Annotated in this window: 16 protein-coding genes; 8 read left to right on the top strand and 8 right to left on the bottom strand. The window is 71.2% G+C overall.

Going from position 1 to position 21,263, the window contains the following annotated elements:
• Positions 1 to 104: 104 nt before the first annotated feature.
• Positions 105 to 437: a hypothetical protein gene (locus D7Y04_RS20320; protein ID WP_147477161.1), complete on the bottom strand. Its 333-nt coding sequence runs from the start codon at positions 435 to 437 to the stop codon at positions 105 to 107.
• A gap of 192 nt (positions 438 to 629) precedes the next feature.
• Here D7Y04_RS20320 and D7Y04_RS20315 point away from each other — a divergent pair, with 192 nt between their 5' ends.
• From D7Y04_RS20315 to D7Y04_RS20305, 3 genes are all read left to right on the top strand, one after another.
• The gene (locus D7Y04_RS20315) at positions 630 to 1,283 is read left to right on the top strand and encodes a hypothetical protein (protein WP_121760396.1); all 654 of its coding nucleotides are present in this window, start codon (positions 630 to 632) and stop codon (positions 1,281 to 1,283) included.
• 103 nt (positions 1,284 to 1,386) lie between these two features.
• A complete protein-coding gene (locus D7Y04_RS20310; protein WP_121760395.1) occupies positions 1,387 to 2,628 on the top strand; it encodes a hypothetical protein in 1,242 nt (413 codons plus the stop codon).
• A gap of 110 nt (positions 2,629 to 2,738) precedes the next feature.
• Complete coding sequence (locus D7Y04_RS20305) at positions 2,739 to 3,572, top strand: hypothetical protein (RefSeq protein ID WP_121760394.1); 834 nt, start codon at positions 2,739 to 2,741, stop codon at positions 3,570 to 3,572.
• On the opposite strand, the gene D7Y04_RS20300 is transcribed toward D7Y04_RS20305, so the two are convergent.
• Genes D7Y04_RS20300 through D7Y04_RS20280 form a run of 5 tightly spaced genes read right to left on the bottom strand, consistent with a single transcriptional unit; the run spans position 3,544 to position 9,606 of the window.
• Entirely contained in the window at positions 3,544 to 4,524 is a 981-nt protein-coding gene (locus D7Y04_RS20300; protein ID WP_126936247.1) for an ABC transporter substrate-binding protein, read from the bottom strand. The two genes, D7Y04_RS20305 and D7Y04_RS20300, sit on opposite strands and share 29 nt — an antisense overlap.
• A complete protein-coding gene (locus tag D7Y04_RS20295; RefSeq protein WP_120598466.1) occupies positions 4,521 to 5,573 on the bottom strand; it encodes a hypothetical protein in 1,053 nt (350 codons plus the stop codon). Before D7Y04_RS20295 ends, D7Y04_RS20300 begins: the two co-directional genes overlap by 4 nt.
• A complete protein-coding gene (locus tag D7Y04_RS20290) occupies positions 5,570 to 7,633 on the bottom strand; it encodes an MFS transporter (protein ID WP_121760393.1) in 2,064 nt (687 codons plus the stop codon). The genes D7Y04_RS20295 and D7Y04_RS20290 overlap by 4 nt, the downstream gene beginning before the upstream one ends.
• Positions 7,630 to 8,388, bottom strand: a complete 759-nt coding sequence (locus D7Y04_RS20285) for a cache domain-containing protein (RefSeq protein WP_120598468.1) — start codon at positions 8,386 to 8,388, stop codon at positions 7,630 to 7,632. Before D7Y04_RS20285 ends, D7Y04_RS20290 begins: the two co-directional genes overlap by 4 nt.
• 15 nt (positions 8,389 to 8,403) lie before the next feature.
• The gene (locus tag D7Y04_RS20280; protein ID WP_158620774.1) at positions 8,404 to 9,606 is read right to left on the bottom strand and encodes an OprO/OprP family phosphate-selective porin; all 1,203 of its coding nucleotides are present in this window, start codon (positions 9,604 to 9,606) and stop codon (positions 8,404 to 8,406) included.
• Between the two features lie 162 nt (positions 9,607 to 9,768).
• On the opposite strand from D7Y04_RS20280, the gene D7Y04_RS20275 reads away from it, so the two are divergent.
• The 4 genes from D7Y04_RS20275 to D7Y04_RS20260 all read left to right on the top strand — a co-directional run bounded on the left by D7Y04_RS20275 (position 9,769) and on the right by D7Y04_RS20260 (position 18,703).
• Positions 9,769 to 12,084 carry an MFS transporter gene (locus tag D7Y04_RS20275; RefSeq protein ID WP_121760391.1) on the top strand — a complete coding sequence of 772 codons (2,316 nt, stop codon included), beginning with the start codon at positions 9,769 to 9,771 and terminating at the stop codon, positions 12,082 to 12,084.
• Positions 12,077 to 13,261 (top strand): ABC transporter substrate-binding protein, encoded by a 1,185-nt coding sequence (locus D7Y04_RS20270; RefSeq protein ID WP_121760390.1) that lies wholly within the window; start codon positions 12,077 to 12,079, stop codon positions 13,259 to 13,261. The genes D7Y04_RS20275 and D7Y04_RS20270 overlap by 8 nt, the downstream gene beginning before the upstream one ends.
• Positions 13,258 to 17,994, top strand: a complete 4,737-nt coding sequence (locus D7Y04_RS20265; RefSeq protein ID WP_121760389.1) for a CHAT domain-containing protein — start codon at positions 13,258 to 13,260, stop codon at positions 17,992 to 17,994. Before D7Y04_RS20270 ends, D7Y04_RS20265 begins: the two co-directional genes overlap by 4 nt.
• Before the next feature lie 97 nt (positions 17,995 to 18,091).
• Positions 18,092 to 18,703, top strand: coding sequence for a glycoside hydrolase family 19 protein (locus D7Y04_RS20260; protein ID WP_121760388.1), 612 nt, complete (start codon positions 18,092 to 18,094; stop codon positions 18,701 to 18,703).
• Positions 18,704 to 18,764: 61 nt separating this feature from the next.
• Here D7Y04_RS20260 and D7Y04_RS20255 read toward each other — a convergent pair whose 3' ends face one another.
• Positions 18,765 to 19,187, bottom strand: a complete 423-nt coding sequence (locus D7Y04_RS20255; RefSeq protein ID WP_120597973.1) for a hypothetical protein — start codon at positions 19,185 to 19,187, stop codon at positions 18,765 to 18,767.
• A gap of 122 nt (positions 19,188 to 19,309) precedes the next feature.
• Positions 19,310 to 19,615, bottom strand: a complete 306-nt coding sequence (locus D7Y04_RS20250; RefSeq protein ID WP_120565777.1) for a hypothetical protein — start codon at positions 19,613 to 19,615, stop codon at positions 19,310 to 19,312.
• A gap of 183 nt (positions 19,616 to 19,798) precedes the next feature.
• Between D7Y04_RS20250 and D7Y04_RS20245 the strand changes: the two genes are divergently transcribed.
• Entirely contained in the window at positions 19,799 to 21,250 is a 1,452-nt protein-coding gene (locus D7Y04_RS20245; protein ID WP_120597974.1) for a hypothetical protein, read from the top strand.
• Positions 21,251 to 21,263: the final 13 nt, after the last annotated feature.

Below are 21,263 nucleotides of genomic sequence, written 5' to 3'. Positions count from 1 at the left end.
GCACCTGCGTGGGCTCCAACCAGGACCGTACGGACGGCATCTGGACGGACTGCGTCTCCCAGAGCAGGCACGTCGCGGAGACGGACCGCGACGTGCCCCGAAGCTCAGTCGATGATGGGCCCCGGCGACCCGCCGCCGCAGCCCCGGCTCATCTCGCAGAAGTTGAGGGGGGCATACCCGATGCAACATTCATCGGCGCTGGTTCCACACGCGAGGCCACACTTCGGGCGGCAATCCGCGGTGCGGCTGGTCGGCGAGGGATAGACACAGACGCCGTTGCCCCCATTGCAGAGGGAATAGGGCGCGGCCCCCACGTTACAGGCGAAGATGGCGTCCTCCCGGGAGGTGAGCTCGGCCGGCGAATCCACATCCGCCTCCGTGCCACCACAGCCCGCCAGCAGGACAGCCGCCAACAATCCCTTCAGCATCTTTGACATGATTCCTCCATGAATCGCCGTCACCGACGAAGCTCCCATCCTACGGGGCGTCCGCCCCAGCTCAAACCCGGAGTCCCAGGCCCAGGAGCGCCTCCGCGCCCCAATCCCCTCCCCCACCGCGCCGCCCTCCTCTCCTGCCTTCTGCTCGCGGCGGCGTGTGGCCGGCGCGTGGAGTCCGACAGGACCGAAGCCGTGGGCTCCGCCATCATCCGCCACGTGAGGACCTGTAAGTGGCTGGACTGGGAGAACAACTCCTGCCGGATTGATTCCGTGTTGACGGCGGGATCCCGGCGCATCGACGGCGTCTACTCCACTTCGGTGAGCCCTCACGGAGAGCTGGCCCTCGTGAACCCGATGCAGGGGGACAGCCTGCTCATCGACACGCGCTCTGGAGCGATCCGCACAACGCTGCCCGCCCAAACCAGCGTCAAGGAGTGGTGCGGCGACGCGGAGCTCGTCGTCTCCCCGCTCGTGAAGGACACTGACGCCACCGGGGAGTTCGGGGGCTCCCACCTGGTGCACCTGTGGATTGAACACGGCACGGAGGTCCACCGCTCCACTGTCTACCAGGGCCCTCGCCACGTGCCCCGGGTCCTCTGCGGCCCCGAGCACACGGTGGCGCTCGCGCTCTCCACCATCCGCGAAGGGCCACCCATCGATCTGTTCCGCTGGAGCGCGGACCAGGGCCTCCAACTCGTGGAGACCTGGCCCGGGGAGATCCAGGGAGGAAGTGCCTCCGACCTCGTCCTCTCGTGGACCCCCGCGGGCCGGCCGGACTGGTGCGCGCGCAGCCGCCCCTACTCCCTCGACACCTGCGTGCCACCTCCCCGGCCCGCTGTCCCCTGAGGCCCTGAAGTCCCCCTCTCCTTCACAACGGGCTCCTGCTCCGCGTCCTGGCTCCAACGCCTATCGGAGCGGGCGCTCAAAGCTCCAGAGGGAGAGGTCTTCGATGAGCCTGGTGAAACAGCAGGGCATCCTGAGCCCGGGTACGCAATACGCCAAGGACGCGGATGTCATCATGACGGCGGCGGTCCTCGGGTGGGCCTGGAGCCGTCTCACGAACGCGGACGTGAACAAGCGGCACGCGCGCGTCGACTTCGAGGTGGAGGACAGCAACAAGATGTCCGAGCAGGAGCTGCGGGAGAAGCCGTTGGACCCCACCCACCTCTCCGCCATCCAGAAGCTCAACCAGCTGCTGCAGGCGTCAGGACTCAAGCCCGACCAGAAGGTGGTGCTGGGCAAGACGCCCATCTGGACGACCGGTGGCCGCATCACCGGCGGCAGCGGCGACGCGAGCTCCAACGACCCCAACCGCTACAACCCGCCGCTGCCGGACGGCACCGCCGCCAGGCTGTTCCTGCTGGCCACCCAGGCGGACACCGCGGACAAGCTGGGCTACCAGGGCCGCGGCGCCTACACGGGGTTCATCGATGGCCGGACGGATGGGCAGACCGGCTTGATGAGCACCTTCCGGCGCAACGTGCCGTTCGACATCACCTACGGGCGGCGGTGGCATCCCCCGGAGGCGCTCCCGGACAAGCCCTGGGGGATGATCGGCGCCGCCAATGAGCAGGACAACAACGACCCGGCGAAGCCCGGGCTCAAGCAGCAGGGCATGCACTTCGAGGGCCCGGCGCCCCAGCGCAACCGCGACATCTGCGCGTACACGCACGGGATGATCCAGGCCATCTACGACGTGCGCGTCAACAAGCTGGCCAACGACCTCAGCCCGAACAAGAAGACGCCCTACAACCCCGGCACGCCGTATGAAATCGCCGTGGGCAAGAAGACGACGAAGCTGGCCTCGTGCTTCCCCTGCAGCATCTTCATGGAGGCCACCGGCCACCCGGCCTCCTCCACGCACCTGGGCCGCGGCGAGTCCTGGAGCCCGATGTATCCGCCCCCCAACTCCACCACCACGCAGCACAAGGCGTGGCAGGCGTGCAACACGCAGTGGCAGGACTACTGCAAGACCATCATCGACGCCGGGCTCCAGTGCCTGAAGAAGGCCCCGGCCCAACTGAAGGACGAGTGGAAGCTCAGCGTGGGCGCGCTCGACCTCTACCTCAACGGTCCGAACGGGGTGAACAAGACGCCGGCCACCGCGGCCCAGGCCTACGCCAACCTCATCCTCGACGCCGTGACGGTCCACGACTCCGAGGTGAGTCGCATCAACCGGACCCTCAAGTAATCACACGCATGCGGTGACTTCAGACAGGCCTCACGGGGTAAGCGCCCCGTGGGGCTTCTTTTATTTCCGCAAAGGAATCACAGCCTCGCCGCCGGTGCCGTCCTGGCCGCATGATCCGAACGCACATCGCAGAGGCTTGTGAAGCAAGGGACCTGGCGCTGTTGGACGCGGTGGTCTTCGTCATCCGGACGCAGGGACCCCTCACCCGGGCGAATCACCTGGAGGCCTGGCGCGGCGTGCTGGGCGACCCGGAGGTCATCGATCCACGGCGCGAGTTGCTCGCGGATCGCCTGGCGCGCCGGACCGCCGCCTCGCTGGAGGGCGACGCCTTCTTCGCGTCGCTGCGCGTGCGACTGCCGGACGTCCCCAACCGCCTGCTGGCCTACGGACTGGCGCTGCGGGCCGCGACCGCGCACGGCGGCCACCCGGGTCCGGCGCAGCTGCCGCTGGCCCAGCTGTGCCGCGAACTGGGACTGACACAGGCCCAGGCCCGCGACATGCGCCTGGGCATCATGGATGGCATGTCCCCCGTCGCGCTGGCGGCGGAGCCCGCCCACCCGCGGCACGCTCGCGTGCTGGAGGCGGTGCTGCTGGCGGCGGGGATGGAGGCCCACCTGACGGAGGCGGAGACGTTGGCGCTGGAGGCGTCACGGGAGGATGCGTCCTTCCTCCAGGAGCTCACCGGCCAGCTGCTGCGTCGCATCGCCTTCGGTTCCCAGGTGGCTTCGCCGTTGGAGGCGCTGTGCCAGCGGCTGACGGACATCGCGCTCGCACCCGCGACCCTCGCGCAGCGCTGGGGCACCCTGCGGCTGGCGTACTGCTTCTCTCACGCGGTGGGCCACGACCTGGGACAGCAGCTCCTGCTTGACCTGCTGCAGGAGCTGCTGCACCTGGGGACCGTGGAGGCGGCCCGCGCTACCGCTCGCGAATCCGCGCGTACCTGAGGATGTGCATGGGCGGGTACAGCCCCAGCGCGTGCGCGGCCGGCATGTTCACCTCGAAGGAGAAGCGGGACAGCGTCTCCACGGGCAGCTCCGCCGGTGAGCGGTGCTCACGCAATATCTGCGTGGCCTTGAAGCCCGCCAGGCCCCCGACATTGTAGAAGGGCGCCACCAGACCCATCATGCCGCCCGCCTCCAGTTGCACCTCGATGGCGCAGAAGGTGGGCAGGCCCAGGCGGATCGCTTCATCCATCAGCAGCTGGCTGTGCGGCGCGAAGAAGTTCACCGGAGGCAGGTACACCAGGTCCGGCCTCCGGGCCGCCAGCGCCTGCATCATCGCCGGCAGGCGCGCCGCGTCCGGCTTCCCGTCCTTGCCGAGCGGGTGCACCGCCACCAGTTCGATGCCCGCCTGCGCGGTGAGCTGCGTGAGCTTGTCGAACATGTTGCGCTGGGATGGCTCGGACGGGTTGTAGGCGACGCCCAGCCGCTTGAGCGGCATGAAGGACTGCATGGCCTTGAGCTGCACCGGCAGCGATGCCACGTGGATGGCGCCGGTGAGGTTGCGCCCGGAGCCCTCCAACCGCGTCACCAGCCCCGAGGCAATGGGGTCCGACACCATGGCGAAGACCACCGGGACGTCGGTGATGTGCCGCGCGGGGTCCACCTCGCCCAGCCGGCCCACGAGCCCCTCCGTCACCAGCGTGCTCTGGGCGTAGATGAGGTCCGGACGCCGCGCGCGAATCTCCTGGATGACCGCCGGCAGCCGGTTCGCGTCGCCTTCGATGTTGCGGACGGTGAACTCCACCTCCAGCCCCGCGCTGAGCAGGTAGTCCCGGAAGCCCTGGTCCGCCTCCGCGCCGGTGCGGTGGATCACCATGAAGACGCGGTACGGCGCGGCGGAGGCGGAGACCGCCGACAGCAGGACGAGCGCGGCGAGGAACGCGCGGGCCGTCATCGCCCCGCCTCCGTCCGGGCGGACGCGCTCCGCCACATCCGGCCCTGCCGGTCCAGGCTGTGCCGCAGGATGTGCTCGATGACGTCCGCCTGCTGGAAGCCCGCGTTGCGCGCGGTGAACATCACCGCCGCGTGGCTGCCCAGATTGCAGCCGATGTTGAACTCCAGGAGGAACAGCTCGCCGGTGTCGCGGTGCTGGCGGAAGTCGACGCGCAGGTAGTCGAAATCCCGCACCGCGGCGCACAGCCGGAGCGCGTACGTCCGCAGGGTCTCCGCCAGCGGCCCCTGGGGCGCCATGCGGCGTTCACGCCCGCCGTCCAGCATCCGCTTCTGCCGGTGGGTGACGATGCCGTGCGGCAGCGAGGAGGTCTCCTCCGCGACGCCCAGCACGATGGGCTCCTCGCCGCCCAGCACCGGCACCGTCAGGTCCAGGCCAGGCACCAGTTGCTCCACGAGACAGGCCTGGCCCAGGTCCTGGAACAGACGCAGGCGCTCGTGCAGCCCGGCCTCCGTCTCCTGGATGCTGTCCTCGGAGATGCCCACGGACGCGGCGCCGAAGCGCGGCTTGATGATCCACGGCCCCCGGAAGTCCGGCGCGGGCGGCAGCTTCCCCTCCGCCGGGCACGTCACCCAGGGCGCCGTCGGGATGCCCAGCGAGCGCGCCATCAGCTTGGTGAGGTGCTTGTCCTCCGCCAGCGCGCGGATGTTGGGCGGCGCGCCCAGGTAGGGGACCTGCAACCATTCACAGAACGCCGACGTGAAGACCTCCGAGTTGCGGACCGGCGCGCGGTTGAGGAGCGTGAAGACGTAGTTGGGTTCGCTGCGGATGTGGACCAGGTCCTCCAGCGAGCGGCACGGCGAGCACCGCAGCCCCAGTCCGGTCAGCGTGTGGAACAGCTCGTGGTTGTAGCGTGGGAGCACACCGTGCTCCGGGTGCAGTTCGGGCCACGGAGCTCCGGGGTCCGGCGCGTACTGCGCGAGGAACAACACGTCCAGGTGCTCGCGCTGCGTGGGCGTCAGCTTCAACAGGTTCTGGGTGATGGCGGTCATGGAGTTTTCGGAGTGGGAGTGGTGGGTGGAAGGGAACGAAGGAAGAGGTAGGCGGCGAGGCCCGCGGTGAGCGCGAGCATCCCGACGCCGATGACGTGGGTGCTGCGCACGAAGCCGCTGGCGCCCAGCAGCGCGGCGGCGAGCAGCGGGCCGACGAGGCTGCCCACCCGCTCGATCATCCGGAAGACAGACAGGAGCGAGTCCAGGCCGAACCCGGCGCACTCCTCGGCGAAGAGCGGCGGGATGCTGGCAAGCAGCGGCGTGGCCGCCAACGCCTGTCCCAGGCCCACCAGCAGCACCGCGGCCAACAACGGCCACGAGCCACCGGCCGACGCGAACAGCAGCACGCCCAGCCCGGAGAGCCCGCCGCCCACGAGCATCATCCCCCGGTGCCAGCCATGGCGGTCCGCCAGCAGCGACACCACCGGCGTGGCGAACACCGTGACGATGAAGTAGCCCATCATCAACCGGCCGATGGCGGCTTCCGTGAAGCCCATCGCATGCAGGCGCAGGGGCGTCAGGTAGAAGAGGAAGCCCGTCAGCACCAGGCGCGCCGGCATGGCCGCCAGCAAGATGAAGAGCAGCACGCGCCCGCGCTTGAGGATGCCCAGGTAGGCAGCCATCGCGCGGGGCTCGCCCTCCTCCCGCGCCCGGACGGGTCCCAGGTCCGGAGCCAGCAGCAACACCAGCGCCATGGCCAGGCCCACCAGCGCCGAGGCCACCCCGAACGTCGCCGCGTAGCCGATGCGGTCCGCGAGGATGCCGCCAATGGCGGTGCCACAGACGCTGGCGGCCGTGGACGCGCCCACGAACACACCCATGCTCCGCGCGCCGTGGCTCTGCTTCGACGTGCGCGCCACGTGCAAGAGCGCCGTGGTCGTCACGATGCCGTAGCCGCCCGCGGTGACGACGCGCCAGAAGAAGAGCTCCGTGAGGCTCGACGCGAGGCCTGTCATGAACAGGCCCAGGCCGGCGGGCACCATGCCCACCAGCATCGCCACGCGGCTGCTCTTGGTATTGAGCAGGCGCCCCGCCAGCGGCGTGCACACCACCATCGCGGTGACCCACAGCGACATGGGCAGCGCCACCATGAAGCTCTCGGAGAAGTAGGGGCCGGGCTGGTACAGCCGCTTGACGAAGAGCGGCCAGAACGAGCGCGACAGCTCCGAGCCGAAGAGGAAGACGAACAGCGGCAGCCGCAGGTCGCTCGTCCCGGGCTCCTCCAGCGCGGCGGGGGCCTTCGGGTCTCCGAAGCGGAAGCGCTCGCGCAGCGTCGCCAGCTCCGGCGCCGCGCGTTCGTCCAGCGCCGCGTGGCGGCGGTTGAGGCCGCGCACCAGCCTGCCCGCGGAGGCCAGCGCGCGGGTGGCCTCGTCGTGCAGCCGCACCCGGGCCTGCCGCGTGAAGTCCCCCGCCCCGCCCAGTTCCAGCAGGCGCCGCAACAGCCGCAGCGGCCGGATGACCAGCAGGCCCATCAGCGCCATGAGCACCTCCACGGTGACCAGCGCCGTCACGAACAGGGTGATGAGGACGTCGGTGTGGATTTCCTGGAGCCGCTGTTCGGCGTACGTCGTGTCGATGCCCAGGTGCAGCTGGCCGATGACGCGCCCCCGCGACACCACGGGGTGGACCAGGTCCAGGTCCCCGTCCAGGCGCGCCAGACCGCGCGCCTCCTCGAGCGCGTGGGCCTTGAGCACCTTGTCGAAGAAGGACGCGGGCTTCGCCTTCAGGTCCCTGGACGCGTACAGCAGGTGGCCGTCCGGCGAGGCGAAGCCGATGTAGCGGATCTCCTCGTGGCCCAGGGCCGCGTCATCCAGGTAGGCATCCGCCGCGCCCAGCCGGTTCACCGGGATGCCCAGGTCCGCGGCGCGGTGGAACTGGAGCGCCACGGTCTGGGCCAGCGTCTCCGCCTTGGCGCGCAGGTCCGGCCGCAATGACTGCTCGAACAGGCGCGAGGCCTGGATGGACGCAGCCACCAGCGTCGCCACGATGAGCAGCGTGGGCAGCAGGCTCACCTTCCAGATGCGGCTCCGGGACAGACTTCCGTCGTTCGTGGAGCTCATGCCGGGCCCTCCAGCGAGCGCTCCGCGCGGGCCAGGGCCAGGGAGGCCTCCTGGTAGCGCGCGTCGAAGGCACGCAGCGCCTCGTCGGCCGGGGGCGTGTGCACCGGACCGTCCATGTTCCGGAAGGCCTGCTCCATCGCCTGGAAGCGCTGGCCCAGCGGACGCAGCAACATCCACATCAGGGCGCAGACGAGCGAGAAGCCGATGGCCAGGGGCCACAGCGCCTGACGGGCGAAGGTGTGGAGAAAGGCGCTCGCGCGCGCATCCAGCGCCTTGCGGTCATAAGCGATGAGCACCAACCCCACGGGCTGGCTGAAGGGGTTGAGGATGGGCGCGCCCACCAGCAGGGCCTCGCGGTCCGAATGGCTCCAGGTGCCGCCATGCGCGGCGGCGGCGGCCTCGAACCAGGCGGCCCGCTCCCGGGCTGAGCCGGGCAGGTGGGTGGTGGCGTGCAGCCCACTCTGGAACAGCACCGTGCCCCGGCGGTCGAGGATGGCGACGCCCCGGATGTCCGGATCCATGCCGGACACGCGGGTGAGGATCTGCTGCGCGTCGCGGACGGCGGGCAGGGCCAGCCCCAGGTCGATGGCCGCCTCGGTGGAGGCCTTCGCGTCCAGCGCCAGCACGCGCAGCCGTGACTGCTGGAGTTCCCCGAGCGTCGTCTCGAACTTGGCGAAGTTGAGCAGGACGACCAGCGCGATGGAGAAGCTCAGGATGGCCGCCGTCGCGGCTCCCAGCTTGAAGAACAGACTCATGGCCCCGGCTCCCCTCTAGAAGAACCACTGGATGCGCATGAGGAACTCGTCGTAGGGCGCGCGCCCCCCGTCGAAGACGTACCGGCTGGCGTTGAACATCCAGCGGGTGTTGGTGTTGAGGTACCAGTTGAGGCCGGCGGTCACCTCCTGGAGGCGCTCCTCGGAGGGCCCGTCGTGGTCGGGCAGTCCCTCGAAGCGCAGCCGCGCGAAGCCGTAGCGCAGCCCCAGCTCCCAGGCGCCCGCGCCGTACTTGTCCGCGCCCGGATCAAACGGCCGCTCCGGGTCCACGCCCCGCTCCTGCTTCTTCTCGCCCGTCAGCACCCACGTGCTGGACACGTAGAAGGCCTGCGAGCGCAGCCCCGCCAGGTGCACGCGCCGGTCCTCCTTGCCCAGGTCCGCGGCGGTGAGCCAGCCCTCGCGCGAAGGAGAGAAGAGGCGGGCGTACTCCACCTTCAGCGACGTGGGCCCCTGGAAGGAGACGAAGTCCGCGCCCAGGCGCCATTCGGGTGGAACGACGAACAGGCCCGTGGCGCCCGTGGCGTACGTCAGCTTGTATTGGGGCGCCGTCAGGAAGGAGAAGCCCGTGGGCAGCTTGCCGCGCGCCTCCTCCGGCAGGTTGTCGCCCAGCGCGCGGGTGGCGCTCACCGCGACGGAGATGCCCTCCGCCGGCACCACGGCGATACGGCCCGCCAGCATCTTCCCGCGATCCTCGTCGCGCGCCTTGCTGCTCGCCTCGTTGAAGAGGCCCAGCCAGTACTCCACTCGGTTGCCGGCCAACTCTCCGTGGAGCGCCAGGCCCTGGTCGTACCGGGGCAGCACCAGGGAGAAGAGGAGGGATTGCTCGACGAAGTCCAGGAAGGTGGAGGAGGTCTCCAGCCACTCGTAGCCGAAGGGGACCTTGAGCCGGCCCGCGCGCAGCCGCAGCCAGGGCGCGGCGCGCAATTCCAACCATGCGTCCTGGTAGAGGGGCGTGTCGCGCAGGCCCACGTCGGTGATGAGCCGCACGTCCGCGAAGGGCGCCAGCGTGCCGGACAGGTTGATGCGCGCGCGGCGGACGTAGAAGGTGCTCGCGAGCCCATCGTCGGTGGGCGTCAGCCGCAGGTCCGTCTGCAGGCCCATGCCCAAGCGCAGCGCGGACCGACCGTCGCGGCTCTGGAGCACGGTGGCTCCCGTGGGCGGCGGAGGTTCCGCTCCGGCCTGGGGGGCCAGCAGGAACATTGATACAAAAACAGACATCAAGACAAAGGCACGCATCTGGGGTGTGGGCATGCCCGTGGGACGGCGGCATGGATGCCTTTGTGAACCGTTCACACCGGCAGGGGCCGGACCGTCCTTGGAGACAGGGCGCGGCGCATGAAGCCGCTCATTCGCGAGTGAACCATGTCTGTCCATTCCCTCCGGCACGGGCGCGGGTTGCGCCGGGCCCGGCTTGGCGCCCTCCTCCTGGTGCTGGCCGCCTCGCTCGGAGGAGTCGTCGCCCTGGGGCTGGGCGAGGCGTGGCGCGGGGATGCCCGCCTCCAGTTCGAGCGGCTCGCGGCGCAGGGCGCGATCCTCCAGGGGCCGGTGGAGATGTTCCTGCGCGTGGGCATGGCGCTGGAGCAGTTCACCGGCTTCACGCAACTGGCGCGTACGCTGCGCCAGGCGGACCCCACATTGGAGGCGGTCCGCGTCCTGGATGACCAGGGCCGGCTGCTCTTCTCCGAGCCCCCCGGCCCGGAGGTTCCTGCCACCGCGGCCCGCCGCGTGCCTCCCCTGCCCCACCAGCGCTTCGCGGTGACGGAGGACGCGCACTCCTTCCGCGTGTCGCTGCCGCTGTCAGACCGCTTCGGGGAGGTGGGACGGCTGGAGCTGGTGATGTCCCGAGAGGCGGTGTCCCAGCGGGTGCTGCGGCGCTGCCAGCCCCTCTTCACCCTGCTGGGGGGATGTCTGCTGTTCCTGGGGGCCTTCGTGACGGGCGCGCAGCGGCTGTGGATGCGGCATCCCCGGCGCTGGCTGGGCGCGGCGTTCTCCTTGAGCTTCCTGGTCCTGACGGTGGCCACGTCCCTGGCGCTGGCGGACCTCTATTCGGATGGGCTGCACCAGCGCACCAGCAGCCTGGCGCATTCGCTGGCGCGGCGGCTGAACGAGGCGGCGCGGCTGGGCCTGACGCTCTCCCACCTGCGCGGCCTGGACACCCTGCTGGAGGAGTACCAGCGCACCAACGCGGACCTGGGCTCGCTGGCGCTCATCGCGGATGAGCGGGTGCTCGTTCAGGTGGACGCGGGCGCAGGAAGCACGGGGGACGAGCGCTTCGAATACACCATCGACCTGGAGCTCACGGAGGGCCCGTGGAACCTCCCCGTGCGCCTGGAGGTGGACGCCGCGAAGGGCGCGCTTCAGGCGCGGCTGTGGCGCACCGTCCCTGGCTTCCTCTTCCTCTTCGCCGCCTCGAGCCTGTTGGGCCTGCTGGTGCTCGGAGCACTGTCGCCCCTGCGCCGGCGTGGCTCGGGCTCGCGTGGCTTCGAGCAGCGGACGGCGGGCCGGCTCCAGCCCCTCGCCTTCCTCGGAGGCTTCCTGGAGGGGCTCCCGTTCGCCTTCCTCCCCGTCGCCGCGGAGGCCCTCCTCCCGGGCGGAGGCGCCGCGCTGCTCGCCGTCGTCTTCCAGGGGGCCTGCGCGCTCGCGCTCGTTCCTTCCGAGCGTTACGCGCGGAAGGGTCACCTCGGGCGCTGGCTCGTGGTGGCCCTGGGTGTGTCCACCGCGGCCTTCGCGTTGATGGCGTTCACTTCGGACCTGCGCTCGTGGCTGGTGCTGCGCGGGCTCTGCGGGTTCGGGTTGGGGGCGCTGGCCGCCGGGACGCGGGCTTATCTGCTCGCCGCGCTTCCCTCGGGACAGCCGCCCCGGCGCATGGCGCGTCTCACCCTGGCCCGAGGTGGCGGCCTGCTCGCCGGCACGGTGCTGGGCGCGCTCGTGGCGGCCCACCTGGGACCGTCCCCGGTGTTCCTGTTCGCGGCCCTCTGTGGCCTGGGCGCGCTCGCGTATTCGCGGTTCTGGCTGCCCCCGCTGGAGGCGCGGGATCGGTCCGCCGCGCCTCGTGCCTTCCGGGCCTCCCTCACGCTTCCGCCCCTGCCTCCGGGGGCGTGGAGTCCGCGCGAGCACCGTCGCGCGCTGCTGTTCGTCGGGCTGCCGTCGTGGCTTTCGCGCGGGGGCGTGCTGGGCCTCGTGTTGCCCCTGTGGCTCGTGGGTGAGGGCCAGGACACGGACCGCATCGGGCAGCTGCTCGCCCTCGTCACGCTGGGCGCGTTGCTTCCCCATGCCCTGCCGGCGCGTCTCGACGGGAGCCGGAGGCTGCTTCAGGGGGGCGTGCTGGGCACCGGGCTGTCACTGCTCGCGCTCGCGGCCTTCGGTTCGCTGGAGCCCGTCCGCGCGCTGGCGCTCTGCCTGCTGGGAATGTCCCTCGGGCTCGTCCACGCCCCGCTCGACCACCACGTCGAAAGCCAGCCGGCGGAGAGCACACGCAGGCGCTCCTGGGCCGCCATCACTCCGCTGCTCGGCGCGCTCGGGCAGTGCGTGGGGCCGCTCCTCGTCAGCGCCTTCTGGAGGCCCCCGGAGGATCCGCTCCCGGTGCTCGGCGGGCTGGGCGTCGGGGTGCTGCTGCTGGGGGCCGCCCATTCCTGGATGACCCGGGCCTCGCCCGGTCGCGAGGTGCGCCATGCGTGAGTGGCTGCTGGGCCTGCTGTTGCTGCTGTGCGTGCCTCGTCCGGTCCAGGCACAGCCGGACGACATCTCCACCTGGGTGGCCCTGCCGCCGGAGACACTTCGCGGCTGGCGGGTGGAGGCGACCGCGCAGCGGATCCTCATCACTCCTGAACAGCCCCCCACGCCCCAGCTCCAGGTGCGCGAGGTGCTGGTGTTGCTCACCGTGGCCCAGAGCAGCCTCAACTGGATCCTGGAGGGCATGCTGCCCGTGCTGCGCAATCAACGCGTGCGAGTGGGCCTCACGCTCTACAAGCTCGGCACGGGCCGCGAGGAACAGGAGCGGATGCTGGCGCTGGCGGACTCCGGCCAGTTCGACCTCATCGTCGCCATGGGCTCGGACGCGACGCGCTTTCTCTACAACCGCTTCGGCAACCAGCCCACGCCGGTGGTGGCGCTGTGCAAGGCGCCGGAGCTGTGGCTGGGCTTCGAGGAAGGTGCTTCACAGCAGGCCAAGCCGGACAACATGGCCTTCGTCTCGCTGTCGCTCTCCCCCGACGTGCAGCTGCACTACCTCCAGGAGCTGCTGGGTCCGTTGAAGGCGCTGACGGTGGTGTACGACCGCCGCAACCAGAGCACGGTGGAGGTGGAGGCGGAGGCCATGCGGCGGCTGTCCGCGCGCGACGGTTTCCAACTGTTGGAGCTGGCTGTGGAGGGCAAACGCGGCGCGGAGGAGACGCTCTCCGAACAGCTTCCGCGCATGGCCCGCGCGATGCGGCAGATAGACCCTGACGGCCGGCACAGCCTCTTCTGGGTCACCACCTCCTCCGCGGTGTACGACGAGCTGGAGCGCATCGACCGGTACTCCGAAGGCATCCCGGTGCTGGGCTCCGTGCGCGAGGCCGTGCGCGAGGGCAACTCCAGCGCGGTCATGTCCATTGGCGTGCCCTTCAAGAGCGCCGGCCAGCTGAGCGCGCGCTACATGCTGGAGGTGCTGGGCTCGCGCCTCCCTGCGTCGCGGCTGCCCATGGGGATCATCTCCCCGCCGGACCTCGCCATCCACCTGAGGCGAGCGCGACAGCTGGACATCAAGCTGCCCTTCCACTTCCTGGAGCAGGCCAGCTCCCTCTATGACCTGGATGGACGGCTGGTGCGTCAGGACGGACAGCCCGCAGTGTCCGCCCCCGCGGCCTCACCATGAGCGCCGCTGTCGCGAGGCCCGCGCCGCTGGAGCTGCTGCTGGAGTTGGTGCGCGCGCAGGAGGCGGGCGACCCCTTCCACTTCCGGATGGAGCCACAGGAGTACCTCCTGCGACGCGCCCAGGGCAGCTACGCGCGCGCGGCGCTCGACTGGGAGCCGGCGCTCCTGTCGGACCTCGCGGAGTTGGAGAAGCCCCAGCCGGACCGCAACGTGGTGCAGCGCCTGGGGGAACGGCTGCGCGCGTTCCTGGAAGGCGTGGGCTGGGACGCGCAGGCCAACGACATCACCGCCGCCGTCCAGATGGGGCGCCCGGTGCACCTCACCTTCCGCTTCGCAGCGGCGGAGCTCTTCGCGCTTCCCTGGGAGCTGCTCACGCTGGGCACTTCCGGGCGCACCGTGGCGGAGCTGCCCGGCGTCTTCATCCGCTACGAATGGCCCGCGACCGGAGACGTGCCCACGCAGGGCACTTCCCAACAGGGCCGCGTCCTCTTCGCCTGGTCCGCCGCTGGAGGCCAGGTGCCGGCCCGCGCGCATCAGCGCGAGCTGAGCGGAGCCTGCCGGCAGGGCGCGTACCCATTCGAGCCGGAGCGGGACGTCTTGCCACACGTCTCGCTGGCGTCGCTGTCGGAGGCGCTCAACCGGCCCGGCGAACCCGTGTCCGTGCTCCATCTGCTGTGCCATGGCGGCCGGCGCGGGCAGACGTATGGATTGCTCTGGGACGCGTCATGGGAGGGCGGAGAACCGGAGCTGGTGGATGGCGCGACGCTGCGTCAGCTGCTCATGCCCCACGCGGCGACGTTGCGGCTGGTGGTGCTGTGCGCGTGCCAGAGTGGCGCGGGCGCGACGGACAACCACCTGGGCAGCGTGGCCCAGGCGCTCCATCGCGCGGGACTGCCCGCGGTGGTGGCCTCGCGCCTGCTGCTCTCCGTGCCGGGCTCCGTGGTGCTCACGCGAGCCCTCTACCGCGCGCTGCTGGTGACGCCCGCGTCGCTGGAGGAGGCAGTGGGGCACGCCCGGCGCCTGCTGGCGCTGGACACCACCGCGGTGGATCACGTCTCGCTCCAGCTCTACGCGCGCGCGGAGCACGGCGGAGACACGCGCCCGGTGGCGCTCAGACCCTACCGGGGCCTCTTACCCTTCCAGCAGGAGGACCGCCGCTTCTTCTTCGGCCGCGAGTCGCTCCAGCAGGAGCTGCTCCAGCGCGTCCACGAAGCCGTGGAGGGCCAGCGTCCCCGCTTCCAGGTGCTGGCCGGGGTCTCCGGCAGCGGCAAGTCCTCGCTCGCCCTCGCGGGTCTGCCCCAGGAGCTTCGGGCCGCGGACTGGGAGGTGCGGCTGCTCAAGCCCGGACAGGGCGCGGCGGAGGCACTCCACGAGGTGCGCCAGGTTCCACCGGAGCGCCGGCAGCTCTTGCTGGTGGACCCCTTCGAGGACCTCTTCACCGCGATGGAGCCGACAGCGCGCCGCGACCTGGCCACCGCGTTGTGGAGCCTCGCGAAGGATCCGGAGCGCCGGGTGGTGGTGCTGGCCACGCTCCAGGTGGACTACCTGGGACGCTGCGGTGACCTGGTGGTGGACACGGAGGGCACGCGCCTGGACGCGGCCGTGTATTCGGACGCCCACCGCCTCTTCGTCACGGAGCTCCAGGGCGATGCGCTGCGAGCGGCCATCGAGGGCCCCGCGCACAAGGTGGGGCTGCGCTTCGAAGCAGGGCTGGTGGACCGGCTCCTCCAGGAGGTGGGGCAGGAGCCCGGGTCGCTGCCGCTGCTCCAGTACGCGTTGGATCAACTCTGGGAGGAACGCGAGGGACAGCAACTCACCCACCGCGCCTACGCGGCCCTGGGTGGCGTCGCGGGGGCTCTGAAGCGGGCGGCGAACCGGCTCTATGAATCATTGCCCACGAGCGCCCAGGAGCAGGCGCGCCGGCTGCTGGTGGAGCTGGTGGACTTCCAGGGCGGGCCCTCGCACGGCAGGCGCCGGCGGGTGCGCTCGCAGCAGCTGCGCCCCACTCCGCCGGAGCCCCGCGCCGACTTCGACCGGGTGCTGGGCGTGCTGCTCACCGCGCGGCTGCTGACCCGGGAAGAGGACGCGTCGGGCGTGGAGTGGTTGCAGCTGTCGCACGAGTCACTGCTGCGCACCTGGCCGGAGCTGGCGGAGTGGGCCCGCGCGGACCGCGAACGCATCCAACACTTCCGCGAGCTGGAGTCCTGGGCCCGGGACTGGATCGCGCACCGGAGCGCCTCCGACGGCGGCGCGCCCTACCTCCTGTCTGGAAGTCGGCTGGGCTACGCGCAGGACATCCTGCGGCGCTACAGCGAGGAGCCGGGCGAGGACGTCCTCCAACTGCTGGACGCCAGCGAGGCCTCCGCCGAGGCCCAGGACGCGTCAGCGCGCCAGCGCCTGGTGAGGCTGCTGGTGGCCGCGCTGGTGGTGGCGGGAGGGATGGCGGCGCTCGCATGGAACGCGCGCCAGTTGGAGGCTCGGGCCCAGAGTGAGCGGCAGGAGGCGCAGCACCACGCCCAGCGCGCTCGGGACCTGGTGCTGCTGGACGTCGCCCGGAAGCTGCGGCGGGACAATCCCACGCTGGCCCTGCTCATGCTTCGCGAGGTCCAGGAGCCCGGCCGGCTCCGGGGCTGGGCCCAGGATGTGTCCGCGGTCCTCCAGGAGCCGCTGAGCCGAGCGGTGCTGCGCGGCCACGCCCAGGCCGTGGTCCACGTGGAGGTCAGCTCGGACGGGCAGCGCGTGGTGACGGCGTCGAAGGACGGCACCGCGCGGCTATGGCGGACCAGTGGCGAGGGCGCGCCGGTCGTGCTCACCGGCCACGCGGGGCCCGTCTACCACGCCACCTTCAGCCCGGCGGGAGGACAGCGCGTGCTCACCTCCTCGCACGACGGCACGGCGCGGCTGTGGAACACGGCGGACGGCGCGTTGCTGCACACGTTCCGGCACCGCGGCGTCGTGCAGTGGGGCGCCTTCAGCCCGGACGGCCAGCGCGTGGCCACGGCCTCGCGAGACGGGCTGGCGCGGCTGTGGCGGGTGGACGGCACCGGCGAGCCGCGCGAGGTGCGGCACCGGGGCGCCGTGCAGACCGTGGCCTTCAGTCCGGATGGGCGGTGGCTGCTGACGGCCTCGCTGGACGGCACCGCGCGCCTGGTTCGCGTGGAGGGGACGGAAGGCCCGCGCGAGCTGCCCCACCCTGCCCCTGTCACCTCCGCCACGTTCGACCCGGAAGGCACCCACGTGCTGACGGTGGCCCGGGACGGCGTCGCGCGCGTCTGGCCCGTCAACGGCGCCACCTCCCCCGTGGCACTGAAGGGACACCAGGGCGAGCTGACCACCGCGCGCTTCAGTCCAGACGGGCAATGGGTGGTGACCGCGTCGGTGGACACCACGGCGCGCCTCTTCCGGGCCGATGGGCGAGGCGAGCCTCGCGTGCTGCGCGGCCACCAGGGCGCCGTGCGCCTGGCCACCTTCGGGGGACCGCTGGGCGAATGGATCCTCACCGTCTCCTCGGACACCACGGCGCGGCTGTGGTCCGCGCGCGAGGACACACCGCCCCGGCTGCTGCTCGGCCACCGGTCCACCCTGCTGTGGGGCGGCTTCGGTCCGGACGGCAAGCAGGTCGTCACCGCCTCCGTCGACACCACCGCGCGAGTGTGGCGCCTGGACGCGCCCCAGGACTCACTCTCGCTGCAGACGTCCGCCGGTTTCCTCTGGTCCGTGGCCTTCAGCCCGGACGGCACGCAGGTGGCCACGGCGTCGCAGGACGGAGCGGTGCGCCTCTGGTCAGAGGACGGCCGGGCCACGCACGTCCTCAGGGGCCATGCGCAGGACGTGCGCTCCGTGGTCTTCAGTCCAGATGGCCGGTGGCTGCTGACGGCCTCGCTGGATGGCACCGCGCGCCTGTGGCCGACGGACGGAAGCACGGCGGGCCGGCGCGTGCTGGCGTCCCAGCGCGAGCCCTTCTTCGGCGCCGCCTTCAGCCCCGATGGACAGCGCGTGGCGCTCGCCTCCAGCCCGCGTGCCACCCGAATCGTGAGCGTGGCTGGGACGCGGCCGCCCGTCGCGCTGGAGGGCCACGGCGACCAGGTCCGCTCCGTGGCCTTCAGCCCCGACGGCCAGCGCCTCATCACCGCATCTCAAGACGGCACCGCCCGCATCTGGAGCGCGGAGGGGCGCCTCACCGCCACGCTCTACAGCCACGACGACTGGGTCCTCTCCGCCGCCTTCCATCCGAAGGACCCCACCCAGGTGCTCACCTCCTCGCAGGACGGCACGGCGCGACTCTGGACCGTGGAGAACGGCCGCGTGCGAGGCGTGCGCGCGCTCCTGCGCCACGACGCGCCGGTGCCCTGGGCCGCCTGGAGCCCGGATGGCGGCCGCGTCGTCACCGCGTGCGCGGACGGCCGTGCCCGCGTCTGGCTCACGGATGCGCCCGGAGAGCCGTACCTCGTCCTCTCCGCGCACGAGGGTGAGGTGACCTCGGCCGTGTTCAGCCCCCGCGCGGAGGAGCCCCGGCTCGTCACCGGCTCCACGGACGGCAGCGCCCGGGTGTGGCGTCCGCGCGAGCCGCTCCCCATCGAGCGGCTCCAGGAGAAGCTCCAGGCGACCAGCTCCGCGTGCCTGACACCCAGCGAGCGGCGCGGCCTCTTGGGCGACCTGCCCGCGAAGGCGCTGGAGGCCAACGCCGCGTGTGAGCAGCGGCACGGGCGCGCACCGCTCCCGGACGAGCCCTGAAGTCATCCAACGGGGCTCACAAATCCCAGACACCCGGCGTCTTCCAGGCACCCACGGCCCGGCCTCCGCCGGGGCCGGCAACCCGGGAGTCCACCCGATGGCCCTCTTTGGCTTTGGTTCCAAGTCCCCCAAGTCCTCGCAGTCCGACGAAACCCCCGAGCCGAAAGGCGAAACATTCCAGGCGTTGACGCTGGAGCAGATGCGTTCGTTCCTGCCCCGGCTGCCCAGGGCGCGCGCGCAAGAGGTACTGCCGCACCTGAACGACGCCATGTCCGAGGCCGGCATCAACACCCCGCGCCGCCAGGCCGCGTTTCTGGCGCAGCTGGCGCACGAGAGCGGCGAGTTCCGCTACTTCGAGGAGCTGGCGACTGGCCGCGCCTACGAGCGGCGCAAGGACCTGGGCAACATCAAGCCGGGCGACGGCGCGCGCTACAAGGGCCGAGGGCCCATCCAAATCACCGGCCGCACCAACTACCGCGCCGCGGGCAAGGCGCTGGAGCTGGAGCTGGAGGAGACGCCCGCCCGCGCGGCCGACCTGGACGTGGGCTTCCGCACCGCCGCCTGGTTCTGGAACAGCCGCAACCTCAACAAGCACGCCGACAAGGGCGAGTTCGACGCCATCACCCGGCGCATCAACGGCGGCTACAACGGCAAGGCCTCGCGCGAGGCCTACTACCAGCGCGCGCTGCGGCTGCTGGGCAAGAAGTGACCTGAAACACAAAGAGCCCGCGACCTTCGGAAGGCCGCGGGCTCCTTTGTCGTCATGGTGTCTACTTGCGCTTGGACGGAGTGGACGCGGGCTCGGTCGTCGCATCCTCTTCCGTGGAGGCGCTGCCGTCGGAGGACTCGACGGTGTCGCCCACCAGGTGCTTGCCTCCGGGGCGGAACAGCATGCGCACCGTGAGCTTGCTGGAGTCCTTCTCGTTGAGGTCGTGCAGGCGCGTGTGCTCCTTCTTGGTGCCGCCGCCAAAGAGGGAGAACCAGCGCTTGGGCTGCGGCTTGTCCTCGGGGATGTCGCTGTCCTGCTCCGTCATCTCGAAGTCGAAGCTGGCGGAGACCTCCAGCTCCGTCACGGAGAAGGAATAGTGCTTGCGGGCCGTCTCCTCCGCGATGTCCAGCGAGGACTGGACGGCCAGGATGAGGTCGTGGATGAGGACTTGCGCGTGGTCAGGCGTGGGATTGGGCTTTGCCATGGGATGGGATTGAGGAAGGAAGGGTGGATGGCGAACCGCCACCGCCGGTGCTCCAGAACGAAGCACCGGCGGCGACGGGTGTGTCTTGCTTCAGCGTGTTCCGGTCAGACAGACGGCTGGCTTCAGGCGCCGCCGCCGGTGCTGCCACCCTGGGCCGCGAGCAACGCCGCGGGCTTGATGGTGCACTTCACGGTGAGCCCCATGTGCTCCTTGTAGTCGAGCGTGAGCTTCTCCTTGATGCTCATGCGCCAGACGTTGAGGGCAACGTCCGTCTCGCTCTTGATCTCGAAGTCGCTCGTGAGGTTCACCTCGAAGTAGTACTCGGCGATCGTCATCGGATCCATGCCGGACGACATGAGGCGCTGCGCGGTGCGGGCGGCACCCGCGAAGGCGATGATGTAAGCGGACAGCTGGGCGGCGGACTGCATGGGCGTGCTCCTGGGATTGGGTTGACGGCGGATGTGCCGGGCACTGCGTCCACAGGACGTCGCACGCCATTTGTGTGTGAATGCCAACGCCAGACATCCCCGGCTCACACGGCCGCCCTCCGCCGCGTCCTGCCGTCACGCGCACGACTTCCCGGGCGCGCACGCCAGGAGCCATCCCCAAAGATGAGCACGCAGAACGTCGAGCTGTTGTTGTCCCACGCCGATTCACACGAGCCGGTGGCCCCCGACGGCCTGCCCGCCGACGCCGCGATGCAGGTTCCGCGCGACGACGACGCGCAGGGGCGCGAGGAGCGCCACCTGTGGGACGACGGGGAAGACCCCAACTCCCTGCCCGCGCAGCGCTGGGGGCTGGTCGCGCCGGAGGGGCCTGAAGGAGACCGGCTGCTCGCGCTGATGGAGCCGCTGCGCCGGCACCGGCAGGAGCAGCAGGACGGCCACCCGGTGCGCGTCTACCGGGTGAGCCCGGAGCTGGCGGCGGAGGGGCGAAACCTGGAGGACTTCACCCGCTGGGTGCGCGTCGTGCTGGATGACGAAGCGGTGCCCGTGGCGGACCGGCCCCGCTACCTGCTCTTCCTGGGGGACTTCCACCAGGTGCCTTTCGAGCTGCAGCAGGCCGCGGCCCACGACGCCTACGTGGGGCGGTTGGCCTTCCGGCGCGACGAGGACTACGCGGCCTACGTGGACAAGGTGCTGCGCTGGGAGAACGCGCCCTCCGCCGAGCGCCAGCCCCGCTCGCTCTTCTTCACCGTCCACGACGGCACCGCCGCGACGCGGACGGGCTACCAATCATTGGTCGCCCCGGCCATCGCGTCGGCCCGGCAGGCGCGGGAGCTGGGCCGCTTCCCCGCGCGGGACGTGCTGGAGCTGGGCGTGCCGGGAGAGCCCGGCGCCAACGCGCTGCTGGAGCAGGCCGCGCTCCAGGAACCCACCCTGCTCTTCTCCATGAGCCACGGCCTGGGCAGTCCCCGCGCGGGCTGGCGGAGCACCGACGCGAAGCTCGCGCTCCAAGGGGCGCTCAACCTGGGCGAAGGCCAGCACCTGGATGGCGCGGCGCTGGCCCAGCGGCCCTTCCTGCCCGGCGGCATCTGGTTCCTCTTCGCGTGCTTCGGCGCGGGCACGCCGTCGCGCAGCGCCTTCCATCACTGGCTGAAGCAGTTGCAGGCGGGAGGCCATTTCAGCGGGAGGCTGGAGTCACTCACCGCGGCGCTGCCCCGGCCCGGGGAACGCCCCTTCGTCGCCGCGCTGCCGCAGTCCGTGCTGGCCAACCCCCAGGGACCGCTGGCGGTCATCGGCCACGTGGACCTGGCGTGGACGTATGGCTTCCAGGACCGCGACCACCGCCAGGGAAAGGTGTCCCGCTTCATGGAGCCGCTCCAGCAGCTGGCGCGGGGCCGGCGCGTGGGCCTGGGCCTGAGCTGGCTGCTGCGCGGGAGCCACCAGGCCAACCTGGAGCTGACCACGCTGTATGACCAGGAGGAGGCGGCCCGGAGCGCCGGGAAGCCCTCCACGGTGGATCCGCTGCGGCGCTCGCACCTGTGGATGCTCCGTCAGGACCTGGGCGGCTACGTGCTCCTGGGCGACCCGGCCGTGCGTCTGCCATTGGCTCCGCGCTGACGGTTTGAAACAA

This window comes from Corallococcus sp. AB038B (genome assembly GCF_003668955.1).
Classification (GTDB): Bacteria; Myxococcota; Myxococcia; order Myxococcales; family Myxococcaceae; genus Corallococcus; species Corallococcus exiguus.
This window is presented reverse-complemented; position numbering and strand designations above follow the sequence as displayed.